The organism is Desulfovibrio sp. 3_1_syn3, from assembly GCF_000145315.2.
Classification (GTDB): Bacteria; Desulfobacterota; Desulfovibrionia; order Desulfovibrionales; family Desulfovibrionaceae; genus Desulfovibrio; species Desulfovibrio fairfieldensis.
In genome coordinates this window covers 683,765-710,313 of the sequence record NZ_ADDR02000001.1, presented here as the reverse complement: position 1 = coordinate 710,313, position 26,549 = coordinate 683,765, and the positions used below count along the sequence as shown (strand labels likewise).

27 protein-coding genes and 1 tRNA gene are annotated in these 26,549 nt (G+C 57.7%); 21 read left to right on the top strand and 7 right to left on the bottom strand.

Going from position 1 to position 26,549, the window contains the following annotated elements; genetic code table 11:
- Positions 1 to 237 precede the first annotated feature (237 nt).
- Genes HMPREF0326_RS03070 through HMPREF0326_RS03060 form a run of 3 tightly spaced genes read left to right on the top strand, consistent with a single transcriptional unit; the run spans position 238 to position 1,558 of the window.
- The gene (locus tag HMPREF0326_RS03070; RefSeq protein ID WP_008682801.1) at positions 238 to 945 is read left to right on the top strand and encodes a hypothetical protein; all 708 of its coding nucleotides are present in this window, start codon (positions 238 to 240) and stop codon (positions 943 to 945) included.
- Positions 946 to 975: 30 nt separating this feature from the next.
- Positions 976 to 1,224, top strand: coding sequence for a hypothetical protein (locus tag HMPREF0326_RS03065; protein ID WP_020990191.1), 249 nt, complete (start codon positions 976 to 978; stop codon positions 1,222 to 1,224).
- 1 nt (position 1,225) lies between these two features.
- Positions 1,226 to 1,558: a type II toxin-antitoxin system HicB family antitoxin gene (locus tag HMPREF0326_RS03060; protein WP_008682797.1), complete on the top strand. Its 333-nt coding sequence runs from the start codon at positions 1,226 to 1,228 to the stop codon at positions 1,556 to 1,558.
- Here the strand turns inward: HMPREF0326_RS03060 and HMPREF0326_RS03055 are convergent.
- Positions 1,555 to 2,766, bottom strand: coding sequence for a hypothetical protein (locus HMPREF0326_RS03055; RefSeq protein WP_008682796.1), 1,212 nt, complete (start codon positions 2,764 to 2,766; stop codon positions 1,555 to 1,557). The genes HMPREF0326_RS03060 and HMPREF0326_RS03055 overlap by 4 nt on opposite strands.
- Positions 2,767 to 3,236: 470 nt before the next feature.
- Complete coding sequence (locus tag HMPREF0326_RS03050) at positions 3,237 to 3,509, bottom strand: hypothetical protein (protein ID WP_020990190.1); 273 nt, start codon at positions 3,507 to 3,509, stop codon at positions 3,237 to 3,239.
- A gap of 85 nt (positions 3,510 to 3,594) precedes the next feature.
- Between HMPREF0326_RS03050 and HMPREF0326_RS03045 the strand changes: the two genes are divergently transcribed.
- The 4 genes from HMPREF0326_RS03045 to HMPREF0326_RS16610 all read left to right on the top strand — a co-directional run bounded on the left by HMPREF0326_RS03045 (position 3,595) and on the right by HMPREF0326_RS16610 (position 6,744).
- Positions 3,595 to 3,876 carry a helix-turn-helix domain-containing protein gene (locus HMPREF0326_RS03045; RefSeq protein ID WP_008682792.1) on the top strand — a complete coding sequence of 94 codons (282 nt, stop codon included), beginning with the start codon at positions 3,595 to 3,597 and terminating at the stop codon, positions 3,874 to 3,876.
- A gap of 101 nt (positions 3,877 to 3,977) precedes the next feature.
- Positions 3,978 to 4,069, top strand: a tRNA-Ser gene (locus HMPREF0326_RS03040).
- A gap of 364 nt (positions 4,070 to 4,433) precedes the next feature.
- Positions 4,434 to 6,338 carry a GNAT family N-acetyltransferase gene (locus HMPREF0326_RS15815; RefSeq protein ID WP_332248635.1) on the top strand — a complete coding sequence of 635 codons (1,905 nt, stop codon included), beginning with the start codon at positions 4,434 to 4,436 and terminating at the stop codon, positions 6,336 to 6,338.
- Positions 6,322 to 6,744, top strand: a complete 423-nt coding sequence (locus HMPREF0326_RS16610; RefSeq protein WP_147568369.1) for an ASCH domain-containing protein — start codon at positions 6,322 to 6,324, stop codon at positions 6,742 to 6,744. The genes HMPREF0326_RS15815 and HMPREF0326_RS16610 overlap by 17 nt, the downstream gene beginning before the upstream one ends.
- On the opposite strand, the gene HMPREF0326_RS03035 is transcribed toward HMPREF0326_RS16610, so the two are convergent.
- The 4 genes from HMPREF0326_RS03035 to HMPREF0326_RS03020 all read right to left on the bottom strand — a co-directional run bounded on the left by HMPREF0326_RS03035 (position 6,741) and on the right by HMPREF0326_RS03020 (position 10,472).
- Complete coding sequence (locus HMPREF0326_RS03035) at positions 6,741 to 7,754, bottom strand: site-specific integrase (protein WP_008682786.1); 1,014 nt, start codon at positions 7,752 to 7,754, stop codon at positions 6,741 to 6,743. The two genes, HMPREF0326_RS16610 and HMPREF0326_RS03035, sit on opposite strands and share 4 nt — an antisense overlap.
- A 316-nt stretch (positions 7,755 to 8,070) precedes the next feature.
- On the bottom strand, positions 8,071 to 8,349 hold the full coding sequence (locus HMPREF0326_RS03030) for an HU family DNA-binding protein (RefSeq protein ID WP_269544304.1): 279 nt from the start codon (positions 8,347 to 8,349) through the stop codon (positions 8,071 to 8,073).
- A gap of 339 nt (positions 8,350 to 8,688) precedes the next feature.
- A complete protein-coding gene (murI, locus tag HMPREF0326_RS03025) occupies positions 8,689 to 9,519 on the bottom strand; it encodes a glutamate racemase (protein ID WP_008682783.1) in 831 nt (276 codons plus the stop codon).
- Positions 9,520 to 9,560: 41 nt separating this feature from the next.
- Positions 9,561 to 10,472, bottom strand: coding sequence for a sulfite exporter TauE/SafE family protein (locus tag HMPREF0326_RS03020; RefSeq protein ID WP_020990188.1), 912 nt, complete (start codon positions 10,470 to 10,472; stop codon positions 9,561 to 9,563).
- Positions 10,473 to 10,783: 311 nt separating this feature from the next.
- On the opposite strand from HMPREF0326_RS03020, the gene hisH reads away from it, so the two are divergent.
- From hisH to HMPREF0326_RS16605, 10 genes are all read left to right on the top strand, one after another.
- Positions 10,784 to 11,425: an imidazole glycerol phosphate synthase subunit HisH gene (gene hisH, locus HMPREF0326_RS03015; protein WP_008682779.1), complete on the top strand. Its 642-nt coding sequence runs from the start codon at positions 10,784 to 10,786 to the stop codon at positions 11,423 to 11,425.
- Positions 11,415 to 12,194, top strand: a complete 780-nt coding sequence (gene hisF / locus HMPREF0326_RS03010; RefSeq protein WP_008682777.1) for an imidazole glycerol phosphate synthase subunit HisF — start codon at positions 11,415 to 11,417, stop codon at positions 12,192 to 12,194. The genes hisH and hisF overlap by 11 nt, the downstream gene beginning before the upstream one ends.
- Positions 12,195 to 12,208: 14 nt before the next feature.
- Complete coding sequence (locus HMPREF0326_RS03005) at positions 12,209 to 13,054, top strand: PP-loop family protein (protein WP_232224898.1); 846 nt, start codon at positions 12,209 to 12,211, stop codon at positions 13,052 to 13,054.
- A gap of 618 nt (positions 13,055 to 13,672) precedes the next feature.
- Positions 13,673 to 14,065 (top strand): FmdB family zinc ribbon protein, encoded by a 393-nt coding sequence (locus tag HMPREF0326_RS03000; RefSeq protein ID WP_232221596.1) that lies wholly within the window; start codon positions 13,673 to 13,675, stop codon positions 14,063 to 14,065.
- 306 nt (positions 14,066 to 14,371) lie between these two features.
- The gene (gene purB / locus HMPREF0326_RS02995) at positions 14,372 to 15,682 is read left to right on the top strand and encodes an adenylosuccinate lyase (RefSeq protein ID WP_008682770.1); all 1,311 of its coding nucleotides are present in this window, start codon (positions 14,372 to 14,374) and stop codon (positions 15,680 to 15,682) included.
- 15 nt (positions 15,683 to 15,697) lie between these two features.
- On the top strand, positions 15,698 to 16,270 hold the full coding sequence (pyrE, locus tag HMPREF0326_RS02990; RefSeq protein ID WP_008682767.1) for an orotate phosphoribosyltransferase: 573 nt from the start codon (positions 15,698 to 15,700) through the stop codon (positions 16,268 to 16,270).
- Positions 16,271 to 16,325: 55 nt separating this feature from the next.
- Positions 16,326 to 18,440, top strand: coding sequence for a L,D-transpeptidase family protein (locus tag HMPREF0326_RS15460; protein WP_020990186.1), 2,115 nt, complete (start codon positions 16,326 to 16,328; stop codon positions 18,438 to 18,440).
- The gene (locus HMPREF0326_RS02980) at positions 18,437 to 19,189 is read left to right on the top strand and encodes a hypothetical protein (RefSeq protein WP_008682761.1); all 753 of its coding nucleotides are present in this window, start codon (positions 18,437 to 18,439) and stop codon (positions 19,187 to 19,189) included. The genes HMPREF0326_RS15460 and HMPREF0326_RS02980 overlap by 4 nt, the downstream gene beginning before the upstream one ends.
- A 735-nt stretch (positions 19,190 to 19,924) precedes the next feature.
- Positions 19,925 to 21,298, top strand: a complete 1,374-nt coding sequence (locus tag HMPREF0326_RS02975; protein ID WP_009303266.1) for an alanine/glycine:cation symporter family protein — start codon at positions 19,925 to 19,927, stop codon at positions 21,296 to 21,298.
- A 332-nt stretch (positions 21,299 to 21,630) separates the two neighbouring features.
- Positions 21,631 to 21,828: a hypothetical protein gene (locus HMPREF0326_RS16605; RefSeq protein ID WP_008682758.1), complete on the top strand. Its 198-nt coding sequence runs from the start codon at positions 21,631 to 21,633 to the stop codon at positions 21,826 to 21,828.
- A 74-nt stretch (positions 21,829 to 21,902) separates the two neighbouring features.
- Here HMPREF0326_RS16605 and HMPREF0326_RS16600 read toward each other — a convergent pair whose 3' ends face one another.
- Entirely contained in the window at positions 21,903 to 22,334 is a 432-nt protein-coding gene (locus tag HMPREF0326_RS16600; protein ID WP_156896228.1) for a hypothetical protein, read from the bottom strand.
- Positions 22,335 to 22,345: 11 nt separating this feature from the next.
- Between HMPREF0326_RS16600 and HMPREF0326_RS02960 the strand changes: the two genes are divergently transcribed.
- The 4 genes from HMPREF0326_RS02960 to HMPREF0326_RS02945 all read left to right on the top strand — a co-directional run bounded on the left by HMPREF0326_RS02960 (position 22,346) and on the right by HMPREF0326_RS02945 (position 26,548).
- Complete coding sequence (locus tag HMPREF0326_RS02960) at positions 22,346 to 23,035, top strand: GGDEF domain-containing protein (protein ID WP_008682756.1); 690 nt, start codon at positions 22,346 to 22,348, stop codon at positions 23,033 to 23,035.
- 471 nt (positions 23,036 to 23,506) lie between these two features.
- Positions 23,507 to 24,307, top strand: coding sequence for a cytochrome c3 family protein (locus tag HMPREF0326_RS02955; protein WP_020990185.1), 801 nt, complete (start codon positions 23,507 to 23,509; stop codon positions 24,305 to 24,307).
- Positions 24,308 to 24,314: 7 nt separating this feature from the next.
- The gene (locus HMPREF0326_RS02950; RefSeq protein ID WP_008682753.1) at positions 24,315 to 25,595 is read left to right on the top strand and encodes an electron transporter RnfC; all 1,281 of its coding nucleotides are present in this window, start codon (positions 24,315 to 24,317) and stop codon (positions 25,593 to 25,595) included.
- Entirely contained in the window at positions 25,592 to 26,548 is a 957-nt protein-coding gene (locus HMPREF0326_RS02945) for an RnfABCDGE type electron transport complex subunit D (RefSeq protein ID WP_008682752.1), read from the top strand. Before HMPREF0326_RS02950 ends, HMPREF0326_RS02945 begins: the two co-directional genes overlap by 4 nt.
- Position 26,549: the final 1 nt, after the last annotated feature.

The window sequence follows — 26,549 nt, the reverse complement described above, 5'->3', positions numbered from 1 at the left end:
CAGGGCTGCTTGGCCTCACCGTGTCTGCGATTCATGGACATTTGAACCGAAGAAATTACGGTGCGGTTCCCCGGCCTATACGGCTGGGAAGGCGTCTTATGTGGCCTGTGGCAATTGTGGATGCGTGGATTCAGGACAAGGTGGATGCGGCCCAAGCAGCTACAGAGAAAGCCCCTCAGCAATTTACCCAGCCTGTAACGCTGGGACGCCCTCGGAAGACCCGAAGCGGGCACTGAAATGCGATGGTTTAAGCATTATAACAACCTTCGTGAGCATCCTTTTATCGTGCAAGTACGCACGGAATTCGGTTCACTGGGGTACGCTGCCGTGTGCCTGATTTTGGAAAAAATCACCGGGGCATGGGAAGAAGAAGCGCAACTGCCTGATCTGACATTACCTTTGACAGACTGGCAGGCACTCACCGGGCTATCTCCAAAAAAATTGCAAAATTTTTTTGGATTTTGCAGTGATCCATCATTTATGGAGGTCGTCATTGAAGGAAAAAAAGCACGGGTATGTGCACATATTCTCCTGAAATTACAAGATGAATACAGAATGAAGTCAGCCCGGAAGTCCGGACAAACTCCGGAGTTGCTCCGGACACAATCCGCTACAGACAAACAACAAGAACAAGATATTTGTAAAAGACAAGAAAACAGGGCTTTCTCCAAGCAGGAAGACATTGCAGTCAGAAAAGTTCTCCGAGCGAATGGCATCGACCCGGATTCGGCACGAGGAGAACGCTGTTACCAACTGCTCCTGTCGAAAAAACTCAAGAACCCCGCAGGGTATCTCATGGGGATTTTGAAGAAAAACCCAAACTTTGAACTTGAGGGAGAAGCTTTGCCTCGTAGAAGTGCAGACAACCCTGTTCATGTCAGTCAACTTGTCGAGCAAGCCATGAAACGGGCAACGAACAACAAGCCCCTTGACGACAGCAAGTAGTGCCATTATTGATACTGAAAAGGAGTTCTGATGGGCAGCCTCGAAAAGACTCTGGAAAAGTTGCGGGAAACACCGCAAAACGTGCGTTATGCCGAGCTTGCTGCCTTGTGTGAGCACTTCTTCGGGCCACCCCGCCAACGCGGCACAAGTCATGCCGTATACAAAACGCCTTGGCAGGGTGACCCACGTGTCAATATTCAGGAGGGTAAGGGCGGCAAGGCCAAAGCCTATCAGGTCAAACAGGTTCTTGCCGCCATTGCCCGGCTCCGGGGAGAATAATATGGACAGCAGACAATATACCTATCGCGTGCTTTGGTCGGAGGAAGATCAGGAGTTTGTGGGGCTGTGCGCCGAGTTCCCCAGTCTTTCATGGCTTGAGGAGTCGCAGGAGGCAGCCTTGCAGGGAGTGGTGGCCCTTGTGCGCGACACTCTGGCAGACATGGAAAACGCCGGAGAAAAAATCCCTGTGCCGCTTTCCCTGCAAAACTTTTCCGGCAAGTTTCAGGTGCGCACCACGCCCGAAACGCACAGACGCCTTGCCATGCAGGCGGCGGAAGCCGGGGTAAGCCTGAACAGGCTGATTAACAGCAAGCTCACGGAGCACCACGCCTAGCCGCGTTTTATCCTTTTGTCCTGCATTGCCTGTAGCCACGCTTCGGCTATCAGGCAATCTTGAAAGGTAATGGGCATTGGCGTACTCACGGCAAAGCGCACAAAATCTTCCAGAGCCGCTTTGTTTTTCTCCTCAATGCTGCCGCTGTCTGGTGACAGATATGCCCATACAAGCGCCTCATTATCGGCATCCGGGGAGACATGACGGCGCATGTGCTCCGCAAGGAGCGGTAAAGGGGAAGCAGGAGACAGCAGCAGTTCCCGAATAAAGGCCCACGCCTCACGAGTGTCTTTTGTGGCCTGATACAGCGCTTTGTGTTCTCGCGCCAGCCGCCGCCATCCCTGTTCAGCCGCCAGCTTCTTTCTGAACCGGGCGCGGTACTCTGCGGTAGTGGCGGACATATCGTGCAGATAGCATAGCGGAGCTTGGCTACTGGGGCTATCTGGATGGACAAGCGTATAGCGCCAGCAGAGCCGACAACGCGCTGGCTTATCAGGTGGCAGGGACAACGATGTACCAGAAGCGCTTTTTATCAGTTCCTGGTAGAATGCGCCAGAATTGGGTTGCATCAGTACAGGCACCCAATCCCGCTCATGAAGGGGGGTGTCGTACTGATCGTGCCGCTGGGGCAGGCTGTCTATCAATGCCCGAACAAGGTCTATGAAGCAGGCAAGGGCGTAGTTGTCATTTGCTTGCGGGAGCGCTCTGGCGCTGAGGCACAAGGTCAACTGCCCCCAAGTCAGAGCAGTACCCAGCTTTTGTCGCACCACTTCAATATCTGGCGGCATAAGCAGATGTCGCCGCGCGATTTCATTTGCGATCAGCCCAGCCACTTGCCGGGGAGTTCTTCCCCATGCAGCCTCCCATAATGACAGTTCTTCGGGGTATTCCTCCAAAAAACTGCGTAGGTAGGTAATCATCTGCGCATCAAGGGAGTACCTTTTCGGCAGCAGAACGAAGGCTATTCGCTCTGCCTCACTGCTTAACTCCACGCCTTTCTGCTGAATTTTTCGTAACGCGTCATATAGCGCCGCCCACTCGTTCAGACCGGAGATGCGAGACGTCATGTCCAAAGGAATGTCCGGAGTGATGCCCATATCAGCAGAATGCGTTTGAACATAGTGCTGCATTTCTTCACGCTTACATCGGCTGAAACGCTCCCAGACAGGGAGGTCTTGCGGGTAAAACAGCGTGAATAGAGCACGCATGCTTGCTCTTTTTGTGTGAGCTTGGCTGTTGAAACAGAGCTTATAGGCGAAGGAGAGCGTGGCATGGGAACTCCTGAAGGATATTTCCCAATATACAGCAAATTGGAAGAACTATAAATATCATTTTATTTCACGTAGTTATATGTGGTAATTTTTTGGTCAAATAAATACCTTTTTGTTCTCTCAGGGGTGCAGAATTACCCGGCAAAGGGTCACAAAAAACTCTGAAAAAAAGCGCAAGATAGGTAAAGGTAATCACCTTTACATTCTGGCAACTCGCAAAGCTCGATGCCCCTTGCTCTGCGAGGCTGAACGGCTGCCGCCGTGGGTACGCCAGAAATAAAAATGGATACCCTGAAAGCAGAAACGCCTTTTCACCGTGCACACGGAAAAAGGCGTTTCTGTGCTCATGTTCACTGGGGCAGACGCCCACAATGAAAGACGAGAATTTTAGCGGCTGAAACAGAGCATCATTTAAAACCGTAAGTTGGCTCTTTGACTTTTTGGTAAGGCTCACCAAGAAAGCTCGCGCGTTTGGCGTTGCGGCACAGTTCATCAGTCTTCTGTTTCTCACGTGGCAATTTTTCGCACTCCGCAAGCTTCGCTTCCCGTGCATCCTTATTTTCCGACAGCCGATACCACTCAAGGCTCCCCTCTGTTACGGTCTCTGCTGAGGCGGGCGAAAACCCTGCCCCCAGCACCATGAGGCTGCAAGCCAAGACAAGAATTTGAAATGTACGCATGAATAATCCTCCTGTAGCGTGCGCAATACAAAAAGAGATAATATATTATTACTTTTTGTGTCAAGCCATGCGGTATTCTTACCGTATGCAGGAGAAAGATTCACTAAATTGGGCAATGGCCTCGGTCATTTACGAAGCCCGCAAAGCCGCTGACCTTACGCAAGTGGAACTGGCGGACTTTTCCGGCTTGTCCAAGCCCTATGTCTCTGGGCTGGAACGGGGCAATATCAACGCCTCGGTCTATGCGTTGATGCGGGTTGCGGAAGTGTTAAAAGTGGCCCCCTCCGAGCTTATGGCCCGCGTTGAGCAGGAAATAAAAAAAGGGCCGACCAAGCCCCAAAAAGAGACAGGAAGGCCCAAAGGGTGACCTAGTGGCGGCCTTGCCGCTTCGCCTGAATCGGTTGCCTTTTAAACTCGCTTCGGCTAAATTTTACGCCTCAGGACAGAATATTCTTTTTTGTCACACACGGAAGGATGGCAGAGTCCGGTTTATTGCGGCAGTCTTGAAAACTGTTGACGTCGTGAGGCGTCCGGGGGTTCGAATCCCTCTCCTTCCGCCAACGCTTTGAAGCAATGGTATAGGTAAACGCCTCTGACATGATAAGTCAGAGGCGTTTTTTTAGGATAAATTATAAAAAAGAATCATAACAAATGTGAAATTGTCGGCACACATTCTGTAACATGATTAAGAATTATGGCTTGTTGATTTTATGCGTGTCATGAGGTAGCTATCACGTCCTTTTTGCATTTATCGTGCTATTATTTTAAGAGGCTCTTGTTGTGAATTATTTATATCGAAGAACACGATATGACGATGACGCAATTATCGAGCAAATCATAAAGCTTGCAGACAAAAACCGCAAGACACTTGGATTTATGCCAGCGGGAGCGATAAAGGAATAATGTCACAATGGAAATGCTTTTATATGCATGCAAGAAGACATTCTTGTTGGATACATTCTTTTTTCTAGTCTAAAAAGAAGGTACATTATAAAAATTAAACATTTTTGTGTTTCAAAAGAATTTAGGCGCAATAAGATTGGAGAATTGCTTTTTCGAGAATTTAAAAAAACAATTAGAGACGCTTATTATATAGAACTGTCTTGTCGTGATGATTACCATCTGAACAGCTTTTGGCATCAACTTGGATTTGATATTGTTAAGGCGCGAGAAGGCCGAGCAGTTAACTCCTTATCCATTCTTCATCAATTTAGGTGCAAGCTTCAAGGCGACTTTCTTAGTATACTTGATGAGTGCGAACAAAGACCGAAGATACAACTCGACTCTTCAATTATCTTTTCTTTGAATTTGGATTCAAAGGATTTTACCGGCGACAATTCTCTTTTAATATATTGGAATGATGTCGTATTTTGCGTGGCGCAGGTTGTATTTGAAGATATCGAAAGACAAGAAGACGAAAAAATAAAACGGGAATCGATAGAAAAAGCGAATAAATATTATAAACTCCCCGTCTCTATCCCCGCCTTTTCGGCTATTTCAGAAAAAATACGAATAGAGTTTCCACAAGTATCGGAAAGCGACAGAAAGCAATTGGCATGTGCTGTGGCGAATAAAATAAGCCACTTCATCACAAAAGATAAGCAGTTACTTGGTCTGTTTCAAGCTTTTGCTGAAAATTACCAACTTTTAATCCAATCTCCAGTAGAATTTTATTCTCATTTTGACTCTATATTAAACAGAGAAAAAGGTGATAGTTATTTTCCAACGGCACATGGAAAACTTATTGATATAAATTTTAGTGCTCCCGAAATGTGTGCACGTTACCTAAATTATTCCACAGGAGAAACAAGACAGAAATTTTTAGAAATATTTGAAAAAAATATTCATGATTCAAAATTAAAATCAGTTACAATAAATAATGAAGTTGTTGGTATTGTTTTTTATGCAAGCAAATGCAACGCATTATCAATTTACGCACTCAGATTGAGGCAAAATAAACTAAACATTGCGTATAATGTTTCTTCATTTATATTGAGAGAGTTAATACAGATAGCCTCTCAAAATGGGATGCATTCAGTGCACCTTACTGACAACGGCGTACATCCAGAAACGGCACTTGCATCAATTGATTTAGGATTTAGTAATAATAAGAAGCTATGTGCAAGATATATTGGAGAAGAAAAAGACTTTCACCGCTTTTTAACGAAAAGGTACGAGTGTGATATCAATGATATACTTAATGAATATTTAAGCGGTGATAGCTGTTATGTAGATCAAATTTTGCGAGTCGACAAAGAAAAAAAATATTTCCCTGCGAAATTTGTGGACATCGAAATTCCTTCTTACGTTATACCGATTAGTCCCTTATGGGCTAAAGACTTGCTTACTCCTGAAATTGAAGATCAGCATTCACTTATAAATTCAAAAAAAAGTGATGTTATAATCCCAACAAATAGTGTTTACTTCTCTTCAAAAAAACAGCATATCAACACACCAGCACGTGTATTATGGTATGTAACAAAGGGTAGACAAAATTCTAACTCTAATTTCCAATGGAAAGGAAATGTAATAGCCTCCTCGTATATTGATGAAGTTCATATAGGCACAAAAAGTGATATATTCAAAAAGTTTTGGCGGCTAGGGGTATATGATTGGAGAGATATAAATAAAAATTCTGGAACAATGTGTACTGCTATAGTTTTTTCGAGAACAGAGATATTCAATACAAAAATTTGCTATGATGAAATGACGAATACTATATCTGAATTAATGCACAAGGGGACTACCCCAATTTCAGTATTTCCGGTTAGCTCTGAAGTTTTTTTCTCTCTGTATCAAAAGGGATTTAACTGTGAAAGATTCTCGTGACCACATTTTGATATCAGTCAAACCACAGTTTTCACGCCTCATTGAAAATGGCGTAAAGACTGTAGAATTGCGAAAAAAAATCCCAGATAATCTTTCGGGGAAGCGAGTTTACATATATTCTACATGCCCTGAAGCGAAAGTTATTGGCTTTTTTGAAGCAAATAACGTCGAAAACTTGCCACTTAATCAATTATGGGAAAAGGTAAAGTCTATATCAGGCATGAATCAAGAAGATTTTTTTTCATACTATGAAGGAAAATCAGATGGATATGCAATTTTTTTCCAAAAATTTGTTAAGCTAAAAAGGCCAGTGAGTCTTGAAGCTCTTCGCAAGCGTAATCCTAACTTTGTCCCCCCTCAAAGCTTTCGCTATATCGTTCCGTCGAAACTTTTGGGAAAAGACTAACTGCCACTTCTTTTCGCGCCAGCCAATCTTTCGACAAGCCTCTCTGCCCGCAAATGCGTATACCTTGCCAGCATTTGCAGCGTCTTGTGCCCGGTAATCATTCTGATTTCCATGACATCCAAATCGGTGTTTTCAAATAGCCGGGATATGGCCTCGTGCCGAAGATCGTGAAAGCGTAAATCTTTAATGCCCGCCTTGGCGCAGTTTTCCCGCATGGCACCCGTAATGCTGCTGATGGTATAGCTGAATACCCGCTGGTCGTGGCGTTCGCCCTCAGGCCGGGGAATCTCTTTCAGGATTGCCAAGGCCGCAGGGGAAAGCGGAACAGTTCTGGCTTCGCCGTTCTTGGTTTTGGGCAAGAACAGGATGCAGCGTTCCAAATCCACTTGTTGCCACGTTAGAGAGGCGATTTCCTCGCGTCTCATGGAAGACTCAAGGGCAAAGCGCAAAATGCGCTGAAAAGCCTTTGAGGAGGCTTCAAGGAGCTTCTTTTCTTCTCCCGGCATGAGACGCCGGGTTCGGCCTTGGGGCAGCTTCGGCTTTATGACATTCTTGGTCGGATTCATCAGCCCTTCCATACCCCAATTGGCGCGGGCAACTTCATAGAGCCGGGAAATCAGAGCTATGTCACGCGCTATGGTGTGCGGGGAGCGGCCTTGTGCTTCGCGCTCCTGTATGAGCTTGGCAATGTCGTTTCCTCGAATGGCGACAAGCGACTTCTTGGCAAACGGGTATTTCATAATCCCGTGGGCGCGCACAATCTCGTTTTTTGGGTGCGCGAGGTTCTTTTCGATATATTCAGGGATAAACCGCTTGAAGGCTTCTTCAAGACTTGTACGCTCGGCTTCCTTTTGCGAAATGAACGCGCCGCCGTCCATTTCTTTTTCCACAGCCCGCGCCCAGCGTTCGGCGTCCGCCTTGATTTCGAAGGTTTTGCATTGCGTAGGGTGGCCTTTACGCCGGACACGCACTTCCCATTGAAAATCGCCACGTTTGCGTATAGTTGCCATGACCTTGCTCCTTGCTTGAGATCAACTGGAGCAAAATTGGAGCAAAAAGTCAAATTGGTGCAAAAAAAGCCATATCAACAGCCGCTAGCTTGCTGTCAATATGGCGTATTTATTATATTTTTATGATTCAATCTAAGAGAATCTTTTTTGTCCTCAACGGTTTTCAAGACCGCCGCATTAAACCGCTCTGTCACCCTTCCGTATAAACATAAGCACTGCCGCCGCACCGCATGGGGCGGGGTAGTCCGAACGCAAAGGCGGCGCCCCGTTCCTTCTGGAATAAAGGCGCCGCCGAAAAATCCGTAGACAGCGAGCCTTACTTAATGGCGTCTTTCAGGCCCTTGCCGGGCGTGAATTTGGCAACTTTGCTGGCGGGGATGGTGATTTCTTTGCCGGTGCGGGGGTTGCGGCCCTTACGCGCGGCGCGCGCCACAACCTTGAAGCTGCCGAAGCCGGTAAAGGTCACGGATTCGCCGTCGGCGAGAGCTTCACGCAATGAGGCCACCACGGCGTCCAGGGCTTCCTCGGCTTTAGCTTTGGTGGGCAGGCCGGCCTTGGCGTGGATTTTTTCAACAAGCTCAGCTTTAGTCATGATGTTTCTCCGTACAGGATTTTCGGGTTGCCCCGTTTGTGCCAAGTCAGACCAGACGGCCCGCACTGCGGATTTTGGAGGCCGCCTCGCGGAACTCTGGGATCAGTGCGTTATTGCTCAGCGACAGGCACGGCGCGCGCCCTGGGGATTTCCGTATCTGGCCGCCGACCTGGTGCCAACGACCATAACTTTGCTTTCTCTAAGTAATGCCTGGGGGCATGTCAACAGAAAAAGCGCGGAATCGCCCGGCCGCTCTTGTTTTCCCGGCAGATGCCTTCTTGCGCGCGCAAAGGCGGCGTTTTCGGCGACGCAGCCGGGAAATACACTAACATGCTGAAAAAATTACAAATCAACAAGTTCAACATCCGCGCTTTTCAGCGGACTGCCCAGAAAGTGGCCACCCGTGCGGGCAAAACGCTCCCGATTGTCCGTGGTCATAAAACGGCGGACGCCGGTATGCTCGTCCGTGCGCAGCAGGTCCAGGCGCGTCAGTTCTTCCTCCACGCTCTCGGCTGTGGTGGCCGCTGAATCCACAATGCGCACCTGCGGGCCCACCACGTTTTGCAGGGCCGCCTGCAGAAGCGGAAAATGCGTGCAGCCCAACAGCAGGGTGTCCGGGCGCGGCGCGGTGACCGCCGGGGTGAACATATCCTCCAGATAGCGCCGGGCAATACCCTCCACCAAGGGGCCGTCCATCCAGCCTTCCTCGGCCATGGGCACGAACAGGGTGCAGGCCCGGCCCCGCACATGGGCTTCGGGCCGGATGCGTGTGATAGCCTGCTGGTATGCGCCGCCGGTAATGGTAGCCTCGGTGGCGATGACCACGATTTCGCCGTTGCGGCTGGTCCGGGCCGCGGCCCGCGCGCCGGGTTCCACCACGCCCACCACGGGCAGGGGCGCGAAATGCTCGCGCAGGGCGGGCAGGGCCGCCGCCGTGGCGGTATTGCAGGCCACCACCAGCATCTTCGCGCCTCTGTCCACCAGCTTCCGGGCGGCCAGCAGGGTATAGCGGGTGATGGTCTCCCGGCCCTTGGTGCCGTAAGGCAGCCGGGCCGTATCACCCAGATAGAGCAGATCCTCGCCGGGCAGGCGGTCGGCCAGGGCCTTGAGCACAGTAAGGCCGCCCACGCCAGAATCAAACAGGGCCACGGGCAGCAGCGAAGCGTCCTTCATGATCGTAATCGTCCTTTACAGCGGCGGTCGTGCCGCGAAACTCAGAGAGCTTGGCCCAGATAGCGGGCTGCTGTAAAGAGCAAAATGCCCGCCAGCAGATATTTCAGGGCTGTGGCCGGGACGTGTTTCTGACAGCGCGCGCCCAGATACATGCCCGCCATGCCGCCCAGGCCCAGCAGGAGGCCCAGCCGCCAGTCCGGGGCCACAGCCAGGCCGGGATGGAGCGGGGCCAGCAGGCTGTAAAAGCCGACTCCGGCAACGGAGGTCAGAAAGGTGGCGAAAAGCGAGGCCCCGGCCACGGCGTGAACCGGCAGCCCGAAAAAGGAGACCAGAAAGGGCGCCATGATGGCCCCGCCGCCGATGCCGTATACGCCGCCCACCAGGCCCACGATCAGGCTGAGCAGCACAATGCCCCGGCAGGAAATGCGGTATTCCTGGTCCTGAAAGCGAAAGGCCAGTATGCGGGTGTTCCAGGACAGGACCTGGCAACTGCCCCCGGTCGTCAGCCGCGCCGCCGGGCTTGCGGCCGGGCTCGTGCCGCCGGACGGATTCCGTCGTCGGGACAACAGGTCGCGCAGCATTTTCGCGGCCACGTACAGCAGCACCAGGCCCGCGAAGATTTTGAAGTGGCGGGGATCAGGCAGCAGATTGATGCGGATGAGCGCTCCGGCGAACACGCCGGGCAGGGTGCCCAGAGCCACCACCAGGGTCAGGGGCCAGAGCAGACGGCCTTCGCGCCAATAGCGCCAAACCCCGGCGGGGCAGGCCAGCACGTTGAAAAACTGGTTGGTGGCGCTGACGCTGGGGTTGACGTAGCCCAGCACGCTCATCTGGAACGGCAAAAGCAGAAACGCGCCGGAAACGCCGCCCATGGAGGTGAAAAAGGAAACACCCAGTGCCACGGCAAAAGGAACAAAGGGGGAGCATTCAATACCGGCGGTGGGAAAATACATGGCCGCCTCCCGTGGGGTTGGGCGTGTGAATCCCGGCGTGGGCGTCATTGCTCCGGCTGGGCCGGCGGCAGCGCCGGCCGTCCGGAGGTAACGATCTGGTGTATCAGCTCATGGGCAAAATGTTGAGCCTGTCCGGACAGGACTGGAAATATGGATATAGATAATCACGGTTTTCATAATAAGCGTGATTATCAAAAATGTCATCCCCTGCCCCTTGCTCCACCCCGCATTGCCTGCCGCTCCCGAACCGGCTATATTCGGCGCGCAAACCCGCGCTTTCGCGCGAGCGGCACCGTAACCAAGGAACACATATGCTGGCGATCCTGGACTACAAGGCGGGCAATCAGACGAGCGTCCGCCGTGCCCTGGAACATCTGGGCATTCCCTGCGCCGTCACGGCGGACCCGGCCCTGCTGGAAAGCGCGCAGGGCATCATTTTTCCCGGCGTGGGCGCTGCCGGGCAGGCCATGAGGGCCCTGAACGAGGCCGGGCTGGACACGGCCCTGCGCCGTGCCGTGGCCGTGGGCCAGCCTCTGCTGGGCGTCTGCCTGGGCTGCCAGATCCTGCTGGAGCGCAGCGAGGAAAACGACATGCCCACCTTGGGCCTGGTGCCCGGCGTCTGCCGCCGTTTCGAGGACAATCTCCGGCAGGAGGACGGTAGTCCCGCGCCCGTGCCGCACATGGGCTGGAACAGCCTGCGCGCGGCAACGCCCTGCCGCCTGTTGGCGGGCGTGGAGCCCACGGCGGAATTCTATTTCGTGCACGGCTATTATGTGGAGCCGGACCCCGCCCTTGTCATCGCCACCACGGTTTACGGCCGGGAATTCTGCTCCCTGTACGGGCGCGACGGACTCTGGGCCGCGCAGTTCCATCCGGAAAAAAGCGGGCGGCCCGGCTTGGCCCTGCTGCGCAATTTTTACGAATACTGCTGGGAGGCGCGCCATGCTCAGTAAACGGGTGATTCCCTGCCTGGACGTGCGCAACGGGCGGCTGACCAAGGGCGTGAAGTTCGCGGGCAACCAGGACATCGGCGACCCGGTGGAAAGCGCCCGGCGTTATTATGAGGAAGGGGCCGACGAAATCGTTTTTTACGACATCACGGCCTCGGCCGAGGCGCGCGGCATCTTTCTGGATGTGGTGGAGCGGGTGGCCGAGCAGATCTTTATCCCCTTCAGCGTGGGCGGCGGCATCGCCACCGTGGCGGACATGCGCGCCGTGCTCCTGGCCGGGGCGGAAAAAGTCTCGGTCAACTCCGCGGCGGTGAAGAATCCCCGCATCATCAGCGAGGGCGCGGAGGCCTTCGGCTCCCAGGCCATTGTGGTGGGCATGGACGTGCTGGCCGTGCCCGTGAGCGAGGCCATCCCTTCGGGCTATGAGATCGTGATCCACGGCGGCCGAGCCCGCATGGGCCTGGACGCCCTGGCCTGGGCCCGGCGCTGTCAGGATCTGGGCGCGGGCGAGCTCTGCGTCAATTCCATCGATGCCGACGGCACCAAGGACGGTTACGAGCTCAAGCTGACCCGCGCCATTGTGGACGCCGTGTCCATTCCGGTCATTGCCTCGGGCGGCGCGGGCGAACCCCGGCATATGTACGAAGCCGTGAGCGAGGGCGGCGCGTCGGCGGCCCTGATCGCCTCCATCGTGCATTACGGGGAGTACAGCATCCGCCGGTGCAAGGAAGATATGGCCGCCCGGGGAGCGAAGGTGCGGCTGACGTGGTAGCCGGGGGCCCAAACTTGCCCGAAGACCTGCCCATAGTCCTGCCTGAAGCCTTTGCCGCGGCCCTGCGCGGTCTGCCGCCGCTGGCCGTGGCCTTTTCCGGCGGCCTGGACAGCCGCTTTCTCTGCCATGCGGCCCGGCTCTGCGGTTGCGACGTGCTGGCTTTGCACGCGCGCGGGCCGCACATTCCGCCGGAAGAGAGCGCGCGGGCCGCGCAATGGGCGCGGGAGAACTCCCTGCCTTTGCTTCTGGTGGATTTTGACCCCCTGGCGCTGCCGGAGGTGGCGGCCAACAGCCGGGAGCGCTGCTACGGCTGTAAAAAGGGACTTATCGCGACCCTGCGCATGGCTTTGCGGGAAACGGAGGGCGAGCGGGACGAAAGCCGCCGCCTGCTCTGCGACGGCAGCAATGCCGACGATCTGCGCGCCTTTCGGCCCGGACTGCGGGCTCTGGCCGAAGCCGGGGTGCGTTCGCCCCTGGCCGAAGCCGGGCTGTCCAAGGAAACCATCCGCGCCCTGGCCGCGTCCACCGGGCTGGACAGGCCGGAGCAGAAGGCCCGCCCCTGCCTGCTGACCCGTCTGGCCTACGGCCTTTCCCCGGATGCCGGAACGCTGGCGCGGCTGGCGCGGGCCGAATCAACCCTGGCGCAATTGTCAGCGCCCGGGCACGCGCCGGGTGGTACGCCGGACAGTGCGCCGGTTTGGGGAGATTTTCGTCTGCGCCTTACGCCCGCCCCCCTGCTCCAGGTCACGCGCCTGCCCGGCAATGCGGGGCCTTTGGCCGAAGCTGTTTTGTCCGAGCACGGTTTCGCCCCCTGCGAGATACGCCTGACGGACAAGGTCAGCGGTTTTTTTGACGGGTAATGTGCGGCCTGTGACAGCGGAATCGGGCCGGGGCTGGACTTTGCAATTGAAAAGGTCTATGAATAACCGCTTAATCATATGGGTTCATCTGGAGGAACTATCATGGCACATAAGAAAATCGAACGGAAAAAAGAGCTGGATCGTCGCCGTCAACGTCGCGCCGAGCGCCTGAAGCTGCGCGCGCGCGAAGCCAAGGCCGCAGCCAAGGCCTAGGGCAAAGCAGCCTTTCAAGGCCACTTTGTTCCGGCGGCTGCGGAATGTCGTCTTTTCATGGGGCGAATGTCGCGGGGGATGCGCCTTATAACGGGTTCATCGCCTTTCGGTCAGCGGTTTTCCGCAGTGCCAACAACCGGTATGCCGCCCGCTCTGCGCCGTCCGCGCTCCCCTCGCGGGGCGCGTGCATTCGGCGTGGATTTTTCTGCTTATTCCGGCGGATCCCGTGCTGACAGGATCCTCGCCCCTTGACGGGCGACGGAAAAGCCGTATCTGCTGTGGCGGTAAGCCGCAAGGCGGCGCGGCGGCGGTCGCCCCGCGGACCTTCGCGCCCGGTCCGAAGGGGCGCGTCACTCCAACACAGCGGTTGTTCCGTTAATGGAACAGGCCGTCATCGGCGTCATCATGCCTATTTACGAATATCAATGTCCCAAGTGTCAGCGCGTGTTTGAGGAGTGGGTCAAGGCGTCGGACGCGCATGGGCAGGAACCCTGTCCCGACTGCGGCACGCCTTCACCCCGGATTATTTCGCAGACGTCCTTTGTGCTCAAGGGCGGCGGTTGGTATGTGAGCGACTACGGTTACCGCAAGGGCATTTCTGAGGACGGCGGCGCTCCGGCTGGTTCCGCTTCCGACGCGTCCGCCGGAGAGGCCAAGCCCGCCGAGGCGGCCAAAACCGACAAGGCCGAGGCTGCGCCCGCAACCGCGGAAAAGAGCGCCCCGGCGGAAAAAACCGTCGCTAAAGCCACACCCCCGTCCCAGGCCGCTAAGGCCAAGGGCGGCGCGGCGGCTTCATAGCCCGGAACCTGGTGTCTGATCTGAAAAATTAGACACACAAAATTCGTTAGGGTTGTGTGGCGGCGCAGCCGCTGTGGGTCAGCGAAAATTGAGAGCATAGCTACGCTCGAAATTTTTGCAGTAGGACACCAGGACAGTTGCGGCGGCAACGGCGCTTTGTGCGGCTTTTTCGGGAAAATTCGCGGCGCGAATCCTTGCCGCGTAATGCGAGCTGGCGAGCTTTGCTCGTCGTAAACAAGCATTCAAGTGGTAAATGCTCCAACGGCGCGCGGCAATCTCAAGCGCAAGATTTCTAAAGGGGAAGCCATGATCGAACGCTACACCCGGCCGGAGATGGGTCGGATCTGGACCCTGGAAAACCGTTATCGGGCTTGGCTCTCGGTGGAAGTGGCCGTGTGCGAGGCCTGGGCCGAGCTGGGGCGCGTCCCGGCGGAAGCCGTGAAGACGATCCGCGACAAGGCGGACATCGACGTGGAGCGCATCCTGACCATTGAGGAAACCACGCGCCATGACGTCATCGCCTTTCTGACTTCCCTGGAGGAAAAAGTGGGGCCCGAGGCCCGCTTCATCCATCTGGGCTGCACCTCCTCTGATATCGTGGACACGGCCAACGCCCTGTTGCTGGTCCAGGCCGGGGATCTGATTCTCAAGGATCTGCGCGCCCTGCTGGAAACTCTGGAAGACCTGGCCCGCCGCCACAAGGGCATGCTCTGCATGGGCCGCACCCACGGCATCCACGCCGAACCCACCAGCTTCGGCCTGAAAATGGCTGGCTTTTACGCGGAATTCGCGCGCCATCTCAAGCGGGTGGAAGCGGGCCTGGAAAGCGTGCGCGTGGGCAAAATTTCCGGCGCGGTGGGCACCTATGCCTTCCTTTCGCCGGAGCTGGAGCAGAAGGCCCTCAGCCGTCTGGGTCTCAAGGTGGACCCGCACTCCACCCAGATCATCCAACGAGACCGCTACGCCCATTTCTTCACTTCTCTGGCGATCATGGCCGGGGGCGTGGAGCGGCTCTGCGTGGAGCTGCGCCATCTCCAGCGCACCGAGGTGCTGGAGGTGGAAGAAGGTTTCGCCAAGGGCCAGAAGGGCTCTTCGGCCATGCCGCACAAAAAGAATCCCATTTCCGCCGAAAACATGAGCGGCCTTTCGCGCCTGCTGCGCTCCAACGCCCTGGCGGCCCTGGAAAACCAGGCCCTCTGGCATGAGCGCGACATCAGCCATTCCTCGGTGGAGCGGGTGATCATGCCCGATTCCACCATTCTGGCCGATTACGTGCTGACCCGCCTGGCCCGTCTGCTGTCCGGCCTGGTTGTCAAGCCCGAGCGCATGCGCGAAAATATGGAGCGTTCCTTCGGCCTGTATTTCTCGCAGCGGGTGCTCACGGCCCTGATCGCCGCCGGACTGCCCCGCCAGCAGGCCTATGAGGCCGTGCAGCGTCTTGCCATGCAGAGCTGGGAAACCCGCCGTCCCTTCCCGGACCTGGTGCGGGAGAACGCGGACATGCGCGCCCGCCTGGGCGAAGCCGCCCTGGCGGAGTTGTTCGACCCGGCCTATTATCTGCAACACGAGGACGCCGTCTTCACGCGCGTCTTCAGCGCCGATGCGGCGGAAAACTGAGCCGGGAGCAACGCCATGCTGGAACTCAAGCGCCGTCTGGCCCGCCTGCTGGTGGAAAAATCCTACCGCGAGGGGGATTTTGTGCTGGCTTCGGGCCGCAGGAGCGATTACTATTTTGACTGCCGGGTCACGGCCCTGCACGCCGAAGGGGCCTGGCTCATCGGCACGCTGTTCAACGACATGCTCAAGGGCCTGGACATCAAGGGCCTGGACATCAAGGGCGTGGGCGGCATGACCATGGGCGCGGACCCGCTGGTTTCTGCCACCACGGTTATTTCGCATGAGCAGGGGCGGCCGCTGCACGGGCTGCTGGTGCGCAAGGAGGCCAAGGGCCACGGCACCGGACAGTTTGTGGAAGGGCTGGGCAATTTCAGCGCCGGCGATTCCGTCGCCATGCTGGAGGATGTGGTCACCACAGGCGGTTCGCTGCTCAAGGCCTGTGACCGGGTGCGCGCGGCCGATTTGTCCATTGCCGCCGTCTGCGCCATCCTGGACAGAGAGGAGGGGGGACGTGAAAAGCTGCAAGAGGCGGGCTACGACCTGCTGGCGCTTTTCACACGCAAGGAGCTGGTCGATCTGGCCCGTTGAGGCCGGAGCCGGGCTTCCCTGCCGCGCCGCTGTTGCGGCGTCTCTTCGCGCGTCCATGTCCAGGTTGCTGGCGGGGCTGGCGTTGTCCTTGGTGCTCGCCGTCGTAACGGTTGCTCCGGCCCGCGCCGACAACTGGCAGGCCAATCTGTATAACGAAGGCCTGCCTTCCCATCTGGTGGCGGTGGACAAAAATCGCCGCGCCTTCCTCTTCTTCGAGAAAAAAAGCCCTCTCAAACTCAAATATTCCTTCCCCTGCGTCACGGGCCAGCTGGCGGGCGACAAACAGGAGCTCAATGACCTGCGCACGCCCGAGGGCATCTATTTTGTGGAATACAAAATCGCCAGCGGCCTGGACTTCAAGGAATACGGGGGCATCGCCTATACCCTCAACTATCCCAACCCTGTGGACCGGCTGCGCGGCAAGACCGGGCACGGCATCTGGATTCACAGCAAGGGCTTCGGCCTGGTGCCCACGCGCGGCTGCGTGGCTATCGGCCTGAAAGAAATCGACACGGTGGGCCCGCAGCTCACGCCCGGCACTGCCGTGGTGCTGGCCGAGCAATTTGACGAAAGCAGGGTTCCCCAGCCGGACAACGGCACGGCGCGCGAGCTGCGCCGTCTGATGCAGGCCTGGAGCAACGCCTGGGCCGCGCGTTCGCGCAAGATGTTCGACTATTACGACCCCGAATCCTACTCCAAAGCCACCGAGAACTTCTCGGCTTTCCGTCAGAACAAGGAACGCCTGTTCAAGATGCTCGGCTTCGTCAAGATCTATAATCGTGAGATCCATGCCCTGGAAGGGCCGGGCTACTGGGTGACCTGGACCGAGCAGTTCTACGCCGCTTCCAATCTCTCCACCGAAGGCGTGCGCCGTTTGTACTGGCAGCGCGGCAAGGACAAAAAATTCCGTATCGTGGGCATGGAATGGACCCCGCGCGATGTGGGCATGCGCGCCGATTTCCAGAAAGGCCGCCTGGTGGCCGCGAGCGTGCCCGCGGCCACGGATGCTTCTTCCGAAGCGCCCCTGCCGCCGCGCCTGGACATGCCCGAAGCCCCGGACGAAAAAACCGCGCCCGCCGCGCCTCCGGCGGCCGTGGCCGAAAAACTGCTGGCCGTCAGCGAACCCCTGGTTCCCCGCCGCGCTCCCGCGCCGCCGCCCGCTGAAATCAACTGGGGCGCCAAGCCGGGCATGGATGCCGCCCAGGGGGAACCCCCCGCCGCCGCGCCCGCTCCGGTTCCCGCCGCGCCCGTAGCTCTCTCGGCTCCCGAGACCTCGGCTGCCCCCGCAGCGTCAGCGTCATCCGCGCCCGTTACGCCCGAAGCCCCGGCCCCTGCCGCGCAGCCGGTGGCTCCGGTCCTGACTCCGGAGACGCGCGTCGAGCTGGAAAAGGCCGTGCAAGCCTGGAACAAGGCCTTTGCCGCGCGTTCCGCCGACATCGCCGCCCTGTATGACCAACAGCAGTATAATCGTGTGCCCGGCGTGCCGCGCGGGCATTCCTACAACAGCGTGCAGCGCGAGTTGGAGCGTCAGTTCCGCGCCCCCTGGCTGAGCCTGATCAGCCGCGCGCCTGTTCTTGAGATTCAGGGGCCGTTGGCCGTAAGCCGCAGCGAACAACTTGTGGTCGGGCCCACCGGCACGGAGCAGGGCGTGCGCACCTTCTGGTGGCGCAGGGAGGCGGACGGGAGCTTCCGTATTGTGGGGTCGGAATTCAAGCCCGCCGAACTGGGCTTGGCCGCCAACTATCTGGAGGACGTCAGCGCCGCTGTCAGCGCGAATCTGGAATCCTGGCGCAAGGCCTGGGAGGCGGGCCGCCTGGATGACTACATGGGTTTTTACGCCGCCGACGCCGTGCAGCAGGGCCGCTGGGGAGCCAAGAACATCCGCCGCCAGAAGGAAACTCTCTGGGCGCGGGTCAAACCCACCTTGGTGCAACTTTCCGGCCTTCGCCTGGCCATGGACAAGCACGGCATCCGTGCGGACATGAGCCAAACGTATGCGGACAGCGCGGGCCACACCGACCGGGGCACCAAGACCTTGTTGTTGCGTTTTGACGGTAAAAACTGGCGCATCCAGCGCGAGGATTGGGCCCCCCAGGCTCCGGCTGCCCCGGCCCCGGCCGGACAGAGCGCCGCGGCATCCCGCCGGAGTGCGCAGAGGACTCTGCCTTGAGATATCGGGAGCGGCTCTGCATCATCTTTATGCGTGACAACGGCCCCCGGCACAGCTTTCGCGTGCGCCGGGGCCGTTTTTTCCTGATGCTGGCCTTTTTCGCCTGCCTGCCGCTGGTTTGCGGCGTGCTGGGCTGGCAGACCTGGTGGCTCTGGCAGGAAAACAAGGCCCTGCGCGAAAACGTGCTGCGTTTTGAAAGCGACTACCAGACGGCCCAGGCCACAGCCGAGCGGCTTGAAAATCTGGAGGAACTGCTGCGCGAGGAAGGCGTGCAGGGCCGGGAGCTGGTCTTGCGCAAACTGGCCAGCGCCGAGCAGGCTGAAACGCCGCCCCAGGCCTCCGGCGCGGAGGCCGCTTCGGCTCCCGAAGGCGCTCCGGCCATGAGTGAGGGGCCGGGCCATGAGGAATTTCCGGCCATCGACACGGGCTATGTGAAGGTGGGCAATGTACAGGCCCGCGCCCTGCGCGGCGGCAAGCTGCGCATTGCCCTGGATCTGCGTAATGCCGACGCTCAGAGACTGGCTTCCGGCACGGTGCTGGCGACCCTGGTGACGGCGGACGGCCAGAAGCACACGCTTTCTTTTGACCCGGACGACGTGGGCAATTTCCGCATCAGCCGCTTCAAACGCACGGTCATGGTGGCCCGCCTGCCCGAACGCTTGAGCCTGGTCAACGCCCAGATCATCCTGGAGGTCAAAAGCCAGGACCGGGCTGTGGCTTACCGCAATATTTTCGCTGTGGAGCATTAGGAGCTGTCGTCACGAACGTCTTTTCGGTTATCGCCGCGCCGAACATCGCCTTTTATTCCGGTCGCACACTCCCTGCATACTTTAGGGTCTGTTGGCACTACGTTTTTTTGTCCGCTGGCTTTGTTGAACTTCGCCTTTTATTCCAGCCGAGTACCATAGCTCTGCTGTCCTCATCCGTAAGCAGCTTCGCTGCAACGGCTGAGGCAAGAGTACACTCCTTTCATAAAAGGCTCGTTCTCCTTGCCAGCGAACAAAATCCCAGTAGTGTCATCAGCCCCTAGCCGTTATGCGAGGACGGGCATTACGGATAAGGACAGCAGCTCTAACAGGCTCGCTCTCCTTGGTATAACGCAAAAATCCATCTCGTGACGACAGTCTCTAGAATAATCCACATTTCAAGTGTGAGCTGCTGCAGAGCAGGGCATGGCACTGTTCACTCTGTGGATCCTGTCGAAAAGCAAACTCCCGCTTTGTTACTGCCGCCATTGGGCAGTCCCGCTTCTTTCACGCACGTGCGGTGAAACTTTTTTGCGTGCATGCCTTGTGGTATGACAACCCGCTTGCTCTGCCGTCGGATTCCATTGATCGAACACTCAATAGTAAAAAGCGCTTGCCTCTTTTCTTTTTTCAGGTGTACCTTCGTACTATTCCATAAAACGTGTGAGGGGGCGTTCTCTGCGGGAACGATGCCGGTCTGCGGACCGGCGCTGGAATTGTGAACAAGCGGAGGTGGCGATGGAAGCATTGTACGGTTTTTTGCAAGAGGTCAGCAATGTGGTCTGGGGCCCGATCATGCTGGTCATGCTGGTGGGCACGGGCCTGTATCTGACTATCAGCCTGCGGTTTTTCTCTTTCCGGAACTGGATTACGGCCTATAAATGTCTGTGGCAAGGCCGCAAGCACCAGTCCGAGCACGGCGAAGTTTCACCCTGGAACGCCCTGATGACCGCCTTGGCGGCGGATATCGGCACCGGCAATATCGTGGGCGTGGCCACGGCCATCGCGCTCGGCGGGCCGGGCGCGCTGTTCTGGATGTGGGTGACCGCCCTGGTGGGCATGATGACCAAATTTTCGGAAGTGCTGCTCTCCGTGCACTTCCGTGAAAAGACCCCGGCCGGTAACTGGGTGGGCGGGGCCATGTACTTCATCAAGAACGGCCTGGGTAAAAGCTATACCTGGCTGGCCACATCCTTCGCCCTGTTCGGCATGATTGCCTGTTTCGGCATCGGGGCCATGGTCCAGGCCAACGCCATCAGCGTGAATCTGGCCAAGACCGTGAGCGTGCCGGAATGGGGCACCGCGCTGGCTCTGCTCTTCTTCGCGGGCATCGTGCTCATCGGCGGCGTCAAGCGCGTGGGCGCGGTGGCCGGCAAGCTGGTGCCCTTCATGGCCGTGCTCTATATCATCATGTGCCTGGTCATCATCTTCATGAACATCCACCGCGTGCCTTCCGTGTTCTGGTGGGTGGTTTCCGACGCCTTCACGCCTACGGCGGCCCAGGGCGGCTTTGTGGGCGCCTCGGTGATGATGGCCATCCGCATGGGCATGGCCCGCGGCGTCTTCTCCAATGAAGCCGGTCTCGGTTCCGCGCCCATGGCCCACGCCGCCTCCACGGCCGAATCCCCCCTGGTACAGGCCTCTATCGGCATGCTGGACGTGTTCATCGACACCATCATCGTCTGCAGCATGACCGGCTTTGTGATCCTGGTATCTCTGGACCCCGCCGGTCAGCCCCTCTGGAGCTCCGGCATGGGCGGCGGCCTGCTGACCGCGGCGGCCTTCCAGTACAACCTGCCCGGCTTCGGAGAATACGGCGTGACCTTCTGCCTCACGCTTTTTGCCTTCACTACCGCTCTGGGCTGGTGCGTCTATGGTGAGCGTTGCGTCATTTATCTCTTCGGCGACAAGGCCCAGAAGCCCTTCCGCGTCATCTACGTCTGCGCGGTGGCTTTGGGCGCCATTCTGGCCCTGGACCTGGTCTGGCTGCTGGCCGACATCGGCAACGCCCTGATGGCCTTCCCCAACATCATCGGCATTATCCTGCTCAGCCCCATGCTGTTCAAGATCGTGCGCGAGGAAGTCAAGAAGGACCCGCGTTTCGTCCTTTAGGGCAATTCCCGTTTGTGAGGCACCGGCATGGCGGCTTGCCCGCCGTGCCGGTGCCTTGTTCAGGCCCGGACATCCCAGCATGCCGGGCCTGATTTTATTTCATAAAAATTCAGGTTGGCCGTCTCAAAAAGTACATTGAATTCCGCATGGATATTTGCTGCATTTCGGTATAACTTTTTTATCCGTCATTATTTATTTAATCACATAAAGTTATCGAAAAGTGATATTTTCCCAAAAAGCATATTCCGCCGGGATGGCAAGCAGGCTTTTTTCAAAAAGCCTCTGGCTGGTATTCGCGGCATTCGTCTGCATCAGCCTCGACAGCACGCTCTATGCCGGATACCTTTTCATCAAGGCCACGGCCGGGGACTCCACCAAAAGTGCTGGCCGACAACCTCACATCCCGGCTTGAGGCGACCTACAATCTGCTTGAGGGCATGAGCAAGCAGCCTCTGATCCAGGATACCGGCGTCTCGGTCATGGACCGGGCCATGAGCATGAAAACCTATGCCGACGCCTTCAAATTCTGAATGATCGGCGTGGTGGACCCGGACGGCACCATTTCCAGCACACTGCGGCCCAAAATCGGCAAGGTGGAGCGTGATTACATCCCCCGGATCATGTGCACCGGCACACGGGAACTCAGTGACCCCTTTTCCGCCGGAGCCACGGACGAGATGATCTTCACCCAGTTCATGCCGGTAAAAAAAGACGGCAAAGTCGTCAGCATCTGTTTCGTCTCCATTCCGCTAACCCATATGAGTCGGCTCCCACCGTTTCGCGCCCGCACTGAAACGGTTATTTTCTTCTGCTGGACGGTCGGCATTCGATCATCGCCCATCCGGACGCCGGTAAACTGATGGCCAACATAAAAAGCATGGTCAATGAAGAGACTTTTTTGTTCGGCAGCGACCGGCAGCAGTTTCTCGAAGATCTTGAAAAGCGGCGCAGCGGCAGCTTCCTTTGTTTTTTTGAGGGCCGGCTGACCTTCACCGCCTTCACCAATGTGGCTGACAGCAGCTGGATGCTGATCCACCGCTGATCGCCATGTTGCTGAGTTTCGGCATCCAGACCCTGCTCTACGCCCTGTTCTTTGTGCTGCTCCTGCGTTACGGCCGTAAGTTCTTCGCGCCGGTCGACAATATCGTCCGCCATGTGATGGACCTGAACAAGAACATCCACGATTCCGAGCCGTTCTCCGTGGAAAATGCCTGCGGCCTCATCGAGATTTCGCGTCGTGGCCTGTTTGATATGCTCACCGGCTTGCCCACGCGCCATCTTTTCCATCAGCAGGTCGACGAAATTCTTGAAGCGGCCCAGGACCGGCTCTACGGCATCTTCTTTTTCGATATGGACAGGCTGAAACCCATCAACGACAATCTGGGCCATGAGGCCGGTGACAAGGCGCTGCGGGGATTCGCGGACAGCCTTATGTCGTTTGCGGAAGAGCATCACGGTCTGGCCTGTCGCTACGGCGGCGACGAATTCGTGCTCTTCGCGCCTCTGCAACGTGCCTCCGATATCACGGAACTCGCCGAAGAGCTGCTCAAAAACCAGCGGGGCAGGGTCGAGGGACGCGGCAAAAGTTATGTCTACGGTACGAGTATCGGCATATGCCCGTATCCCTGCGGCGCGTTCACCTTTGCCGAAGCCCTGCGTGCCGCGGATCTGGCCCTGTACAAAGCCAAGTCGCGGGGCAGGGGGAGCTTCTCCGTCCACAAGCCTGGCTGGGAATGAACGGGGTGCCCGCGCCTGTTGTTCCCGTTTCCGGCGAGGGTGGAGGAACATTTTTTTGTGTATTCATTGAATAAACAAACAATTTGTGACGCGGCCAATCGCGCGGTTTTTGTTTTGCATGGCGCGGCTCGTGAAAAATGGAGCAGCATGAATTTGTGTAACATGCCTTCCCAAAAGGAAAAAACTTTGCTATAAAACACAAAGAAGTCTCACCACAATATGGTTTCACTGTTGCGTCGCAATGGACAAGAGCGGATTCGCTTTGAAGTTGTATCCAACTTCAAGCTGGGTGGCCTTCAACCGTAAACCGCAATGCGATAACGGCTGAAGCGGATCCACGCCGCTCCGGGTCAGCGGCGGAAAATTGTCGCGGTTTTCGGGACGGAGAGGCCGGACGGCCGCAAGGCCGCTCCGCGCGGACCGGTAGGCGGCTCCGCGTCGCGCAACTGTTCTTACTGAAGGGGTGCAGCGTTGCAAAAGCGTTATATTCCCATAGCGTTGTTGACAGCCGTTCTGGCGGTGGTGGCCGTGGTGGGCTATGTGCTGCCCGAGCCGCACGAGGCCGTGCCCCAGCGCGTCCTGTTGGACAACGCTGGCGGGCCGGTGGTTTTTCAGCATGCGGACCATGCCTTTCAGCAGAAAATTCCCTGTCAGAAGTGTCACCATGAAAGTCCGGTCAAGCGGGAAAACGTGCAGCGCTGCGAATCCTGTCACGGCGCGTCGTTTGACGCGGCCTTCAGGAAAAATCACGTGGCGGCCTTCAACGACAACGCTTCCTGCGCCACCTGTCATCACTATGAGCTCGGGGCCAAGAAGTGGGGGCACAAGAAGCATCAGGAAGAATACGGGGTGGACTGCCGCGAATGCCACCACAAGAATACCGACATCGAACCTGAGCCGCAGAACTGCGCGGACTGCCACGACTCCGGCGCGCCCACGGGCCAAAAGGCCGAAAAGGGCACGCCGCCCGACCTGGCCGACGCCGTGCACGCCCGTTGCGTGACCTGCCATGAGGAGATGTTCGCCGCCAAGGCCAAGGGCTGCGCCCAGTGCCACAGCCAGACGGCCGTGCGCGACATTCTGCCCAAGCAGGGCCTGGTCAAGCTCAATCCCATGTTCACCAATTGCGCCGTCTGCCACGGTCTGCCCGCGGAAAAGCTCATTCCCGGCCGCATGGACGCCTATCACAAGCTGTGCATGGGCTGCCACGAAAAGCTGAAGAAGGGCCCCTACGGCAAGCAACAGTGCGCGCAGTGCCATACCAGCAAGTGAGGCGGGGATGAAAGAGTTATTCCAGATGTTGAACGACCCTCGTTTCCATCTGCTGTATGGGGTGACGCAGCGTTTCAGCACCGGGCCGGAGCCGCGCTTGGTGCGCCTGAACCGCGAGGGTTTCAAGCTGGTGGAAGGGGTGACCAAGAAAACCCTGGTCCATCCGCGCATGCGCCTGGCCGTGCACCCCTCGCCGCTCAAGGGCGACGCTTTTTCGCCCATTTTCGGCCGTATTTGCGAAATCAACGAGCGCAGCATCTTTGTGGAGGCCGTGGAGCCCAACGAGGAACAGCGCCTGGCCGCCGAAGCCGTGGAAAGGAACAAGCTGGATCTGCTTTCCCTGCCGGAGCGCGGCGCGGAGCTGGGCCTGGTTCTCAAGAGCCTGGGCCTGAACACCCGTTCCCTGGGCCAGGACTGCAAGACCCTGATCATCAACGGCCTGAATCCGGACCCGGGCGTGACCTGGGCCGAGCCCATGCTGCTCACCCACCTGGACAATCTCAAGGCCGGTCTGGAAGTGCTGCGTCGCCTTTCCCCGGCGGAAAAAATTCTGCTGGCCGTGCCCAAGGAAATGCGCCTGCACCACCATGATATCGAGGTGGCGCCCGTGCCGTCCCAGTATCCGGCCAGCATCAATGCCCTGGTAATCAAGGCCGTCACCGGCAAGGAAAATCCCGAGGGCGTGGGTATCGTGGGCCTGCACAATGTCTGGAGCCTGGGCCGGGTGGCCCGCACCGGCCTGCCGCTCATCGAAACCGTGGTGACCATCGGCAGCTTCGAGCACTCGGGCAATTACATCGTCAAAGAGGGCAGCACCATCGGCGAGCTGCTGGAGTTCGCCAACATCGAGCTGAAAAACGGCGACACCCTGGTGCGCGGCGGCCCGTTGCGCGGCGAAAGCCTGGACAAACTGGACCGCAGCGTGACCAAGGGTTCCACAGGTGTCTTTGTGGTGGAGGCGGGCACCATTCCGCCCATGGAGGGGCACAGCCCCTGCATCAACTGCGGCGCCTGCACGCTGATCTGCCCGGCCCGGCTGAGTCCCGGCTTTCTCAGCCGTTACGCCGAATTCGCCCTGCACGAGCGCAACCGCGCCGAACGTATCGAATGCTGCCTGGAGTGCGGGCTGTGCGGTTATGTCTGCATTGCCCGGCGGCCCGTGCTGCAATACATCCGCCTGTCCAAGCATAAACTGGCCCAGGCCGACGCTGCGGCCAAACTTCAGGAATTACGGCCCCTGACGCCGCCCTTCAGCGACGGGGCCGCCGCCAAACAGGGAGGTGAATGATGTCCGCAGCCGCCACGCCCGTGCTTCTGGCCATGAGCGCCCCGCCTTACTGGCACTGCGGGCGCACCATCCGCCAGACCAGCCTGTATATGCTGGCGGGCCTCGCCCCGGCGATCATCATGTCCATATGGAATTGGGGCCTGCCCGCGGCGCGGGTCATGGCCCTGTGCGTGGCCACCGCCGTGCTCACCGAGGCGCTCTGCCAGAAAGCCATGGGCCGCGAACTCTCGGTGGACGATTTCACGGCGGTCAATTCCGGCTTGTTGCTGGCCTTTCTGCTGCCCGCCGCCGCGCCCTGGTGGCTGGTCATGCTGGGCGCGTTCATCGCCGTGACCCTGGGCAAAATGGCCTTCGGCGGCCTGGGCGCCAATCCGGTAAACACGCCGCTGGTGGGCTGGGCCGTGCTGTTCGTGTCCTTTCCCCTGCTCATGGATCCCAACGCCATGCAGCTCGCCACGGATTTCGCGGACCCGCTGATCCGGCTCAAATATTTCGGCCCTGCGGCGGCGGAGTCCATTCCCTTCACGGATCTGCTGCTGGGCAAACAGATCGGCGGCCTGGGCGCGACCCAGGTGGGCGCGCTGTTCTTGGGCGGTTCCTTCCTGGCCGCGCGCGGCATCATCCGCTGGCAGATTGCCCTGGGCTTCTTTCTCGGCGTGGTCGGGTTGGCGGCCCTCTATAATATGCTGGACCCGGCCGTGGACGCCTCGCCCTTTTTCCATCTCTGCACCGGCTCGGTGATGCTGGGCGGCTTCTTTCTGGCCACGGAGACGGCCAATGCGCCCTCCAGGCCGCTGCCCATGTTCATTTACGGCCTGATGGGCGGCACGCTGACCATCATAATCCGTAAATACGGCATCTATGCGGACGGCACGCCCTTTGCCATTTTGCTGGTCAATCTGCTGACCCCCTTCCTGGATCTGATCCGTCCCAAACCTTTTGGAGCGCGTTAGT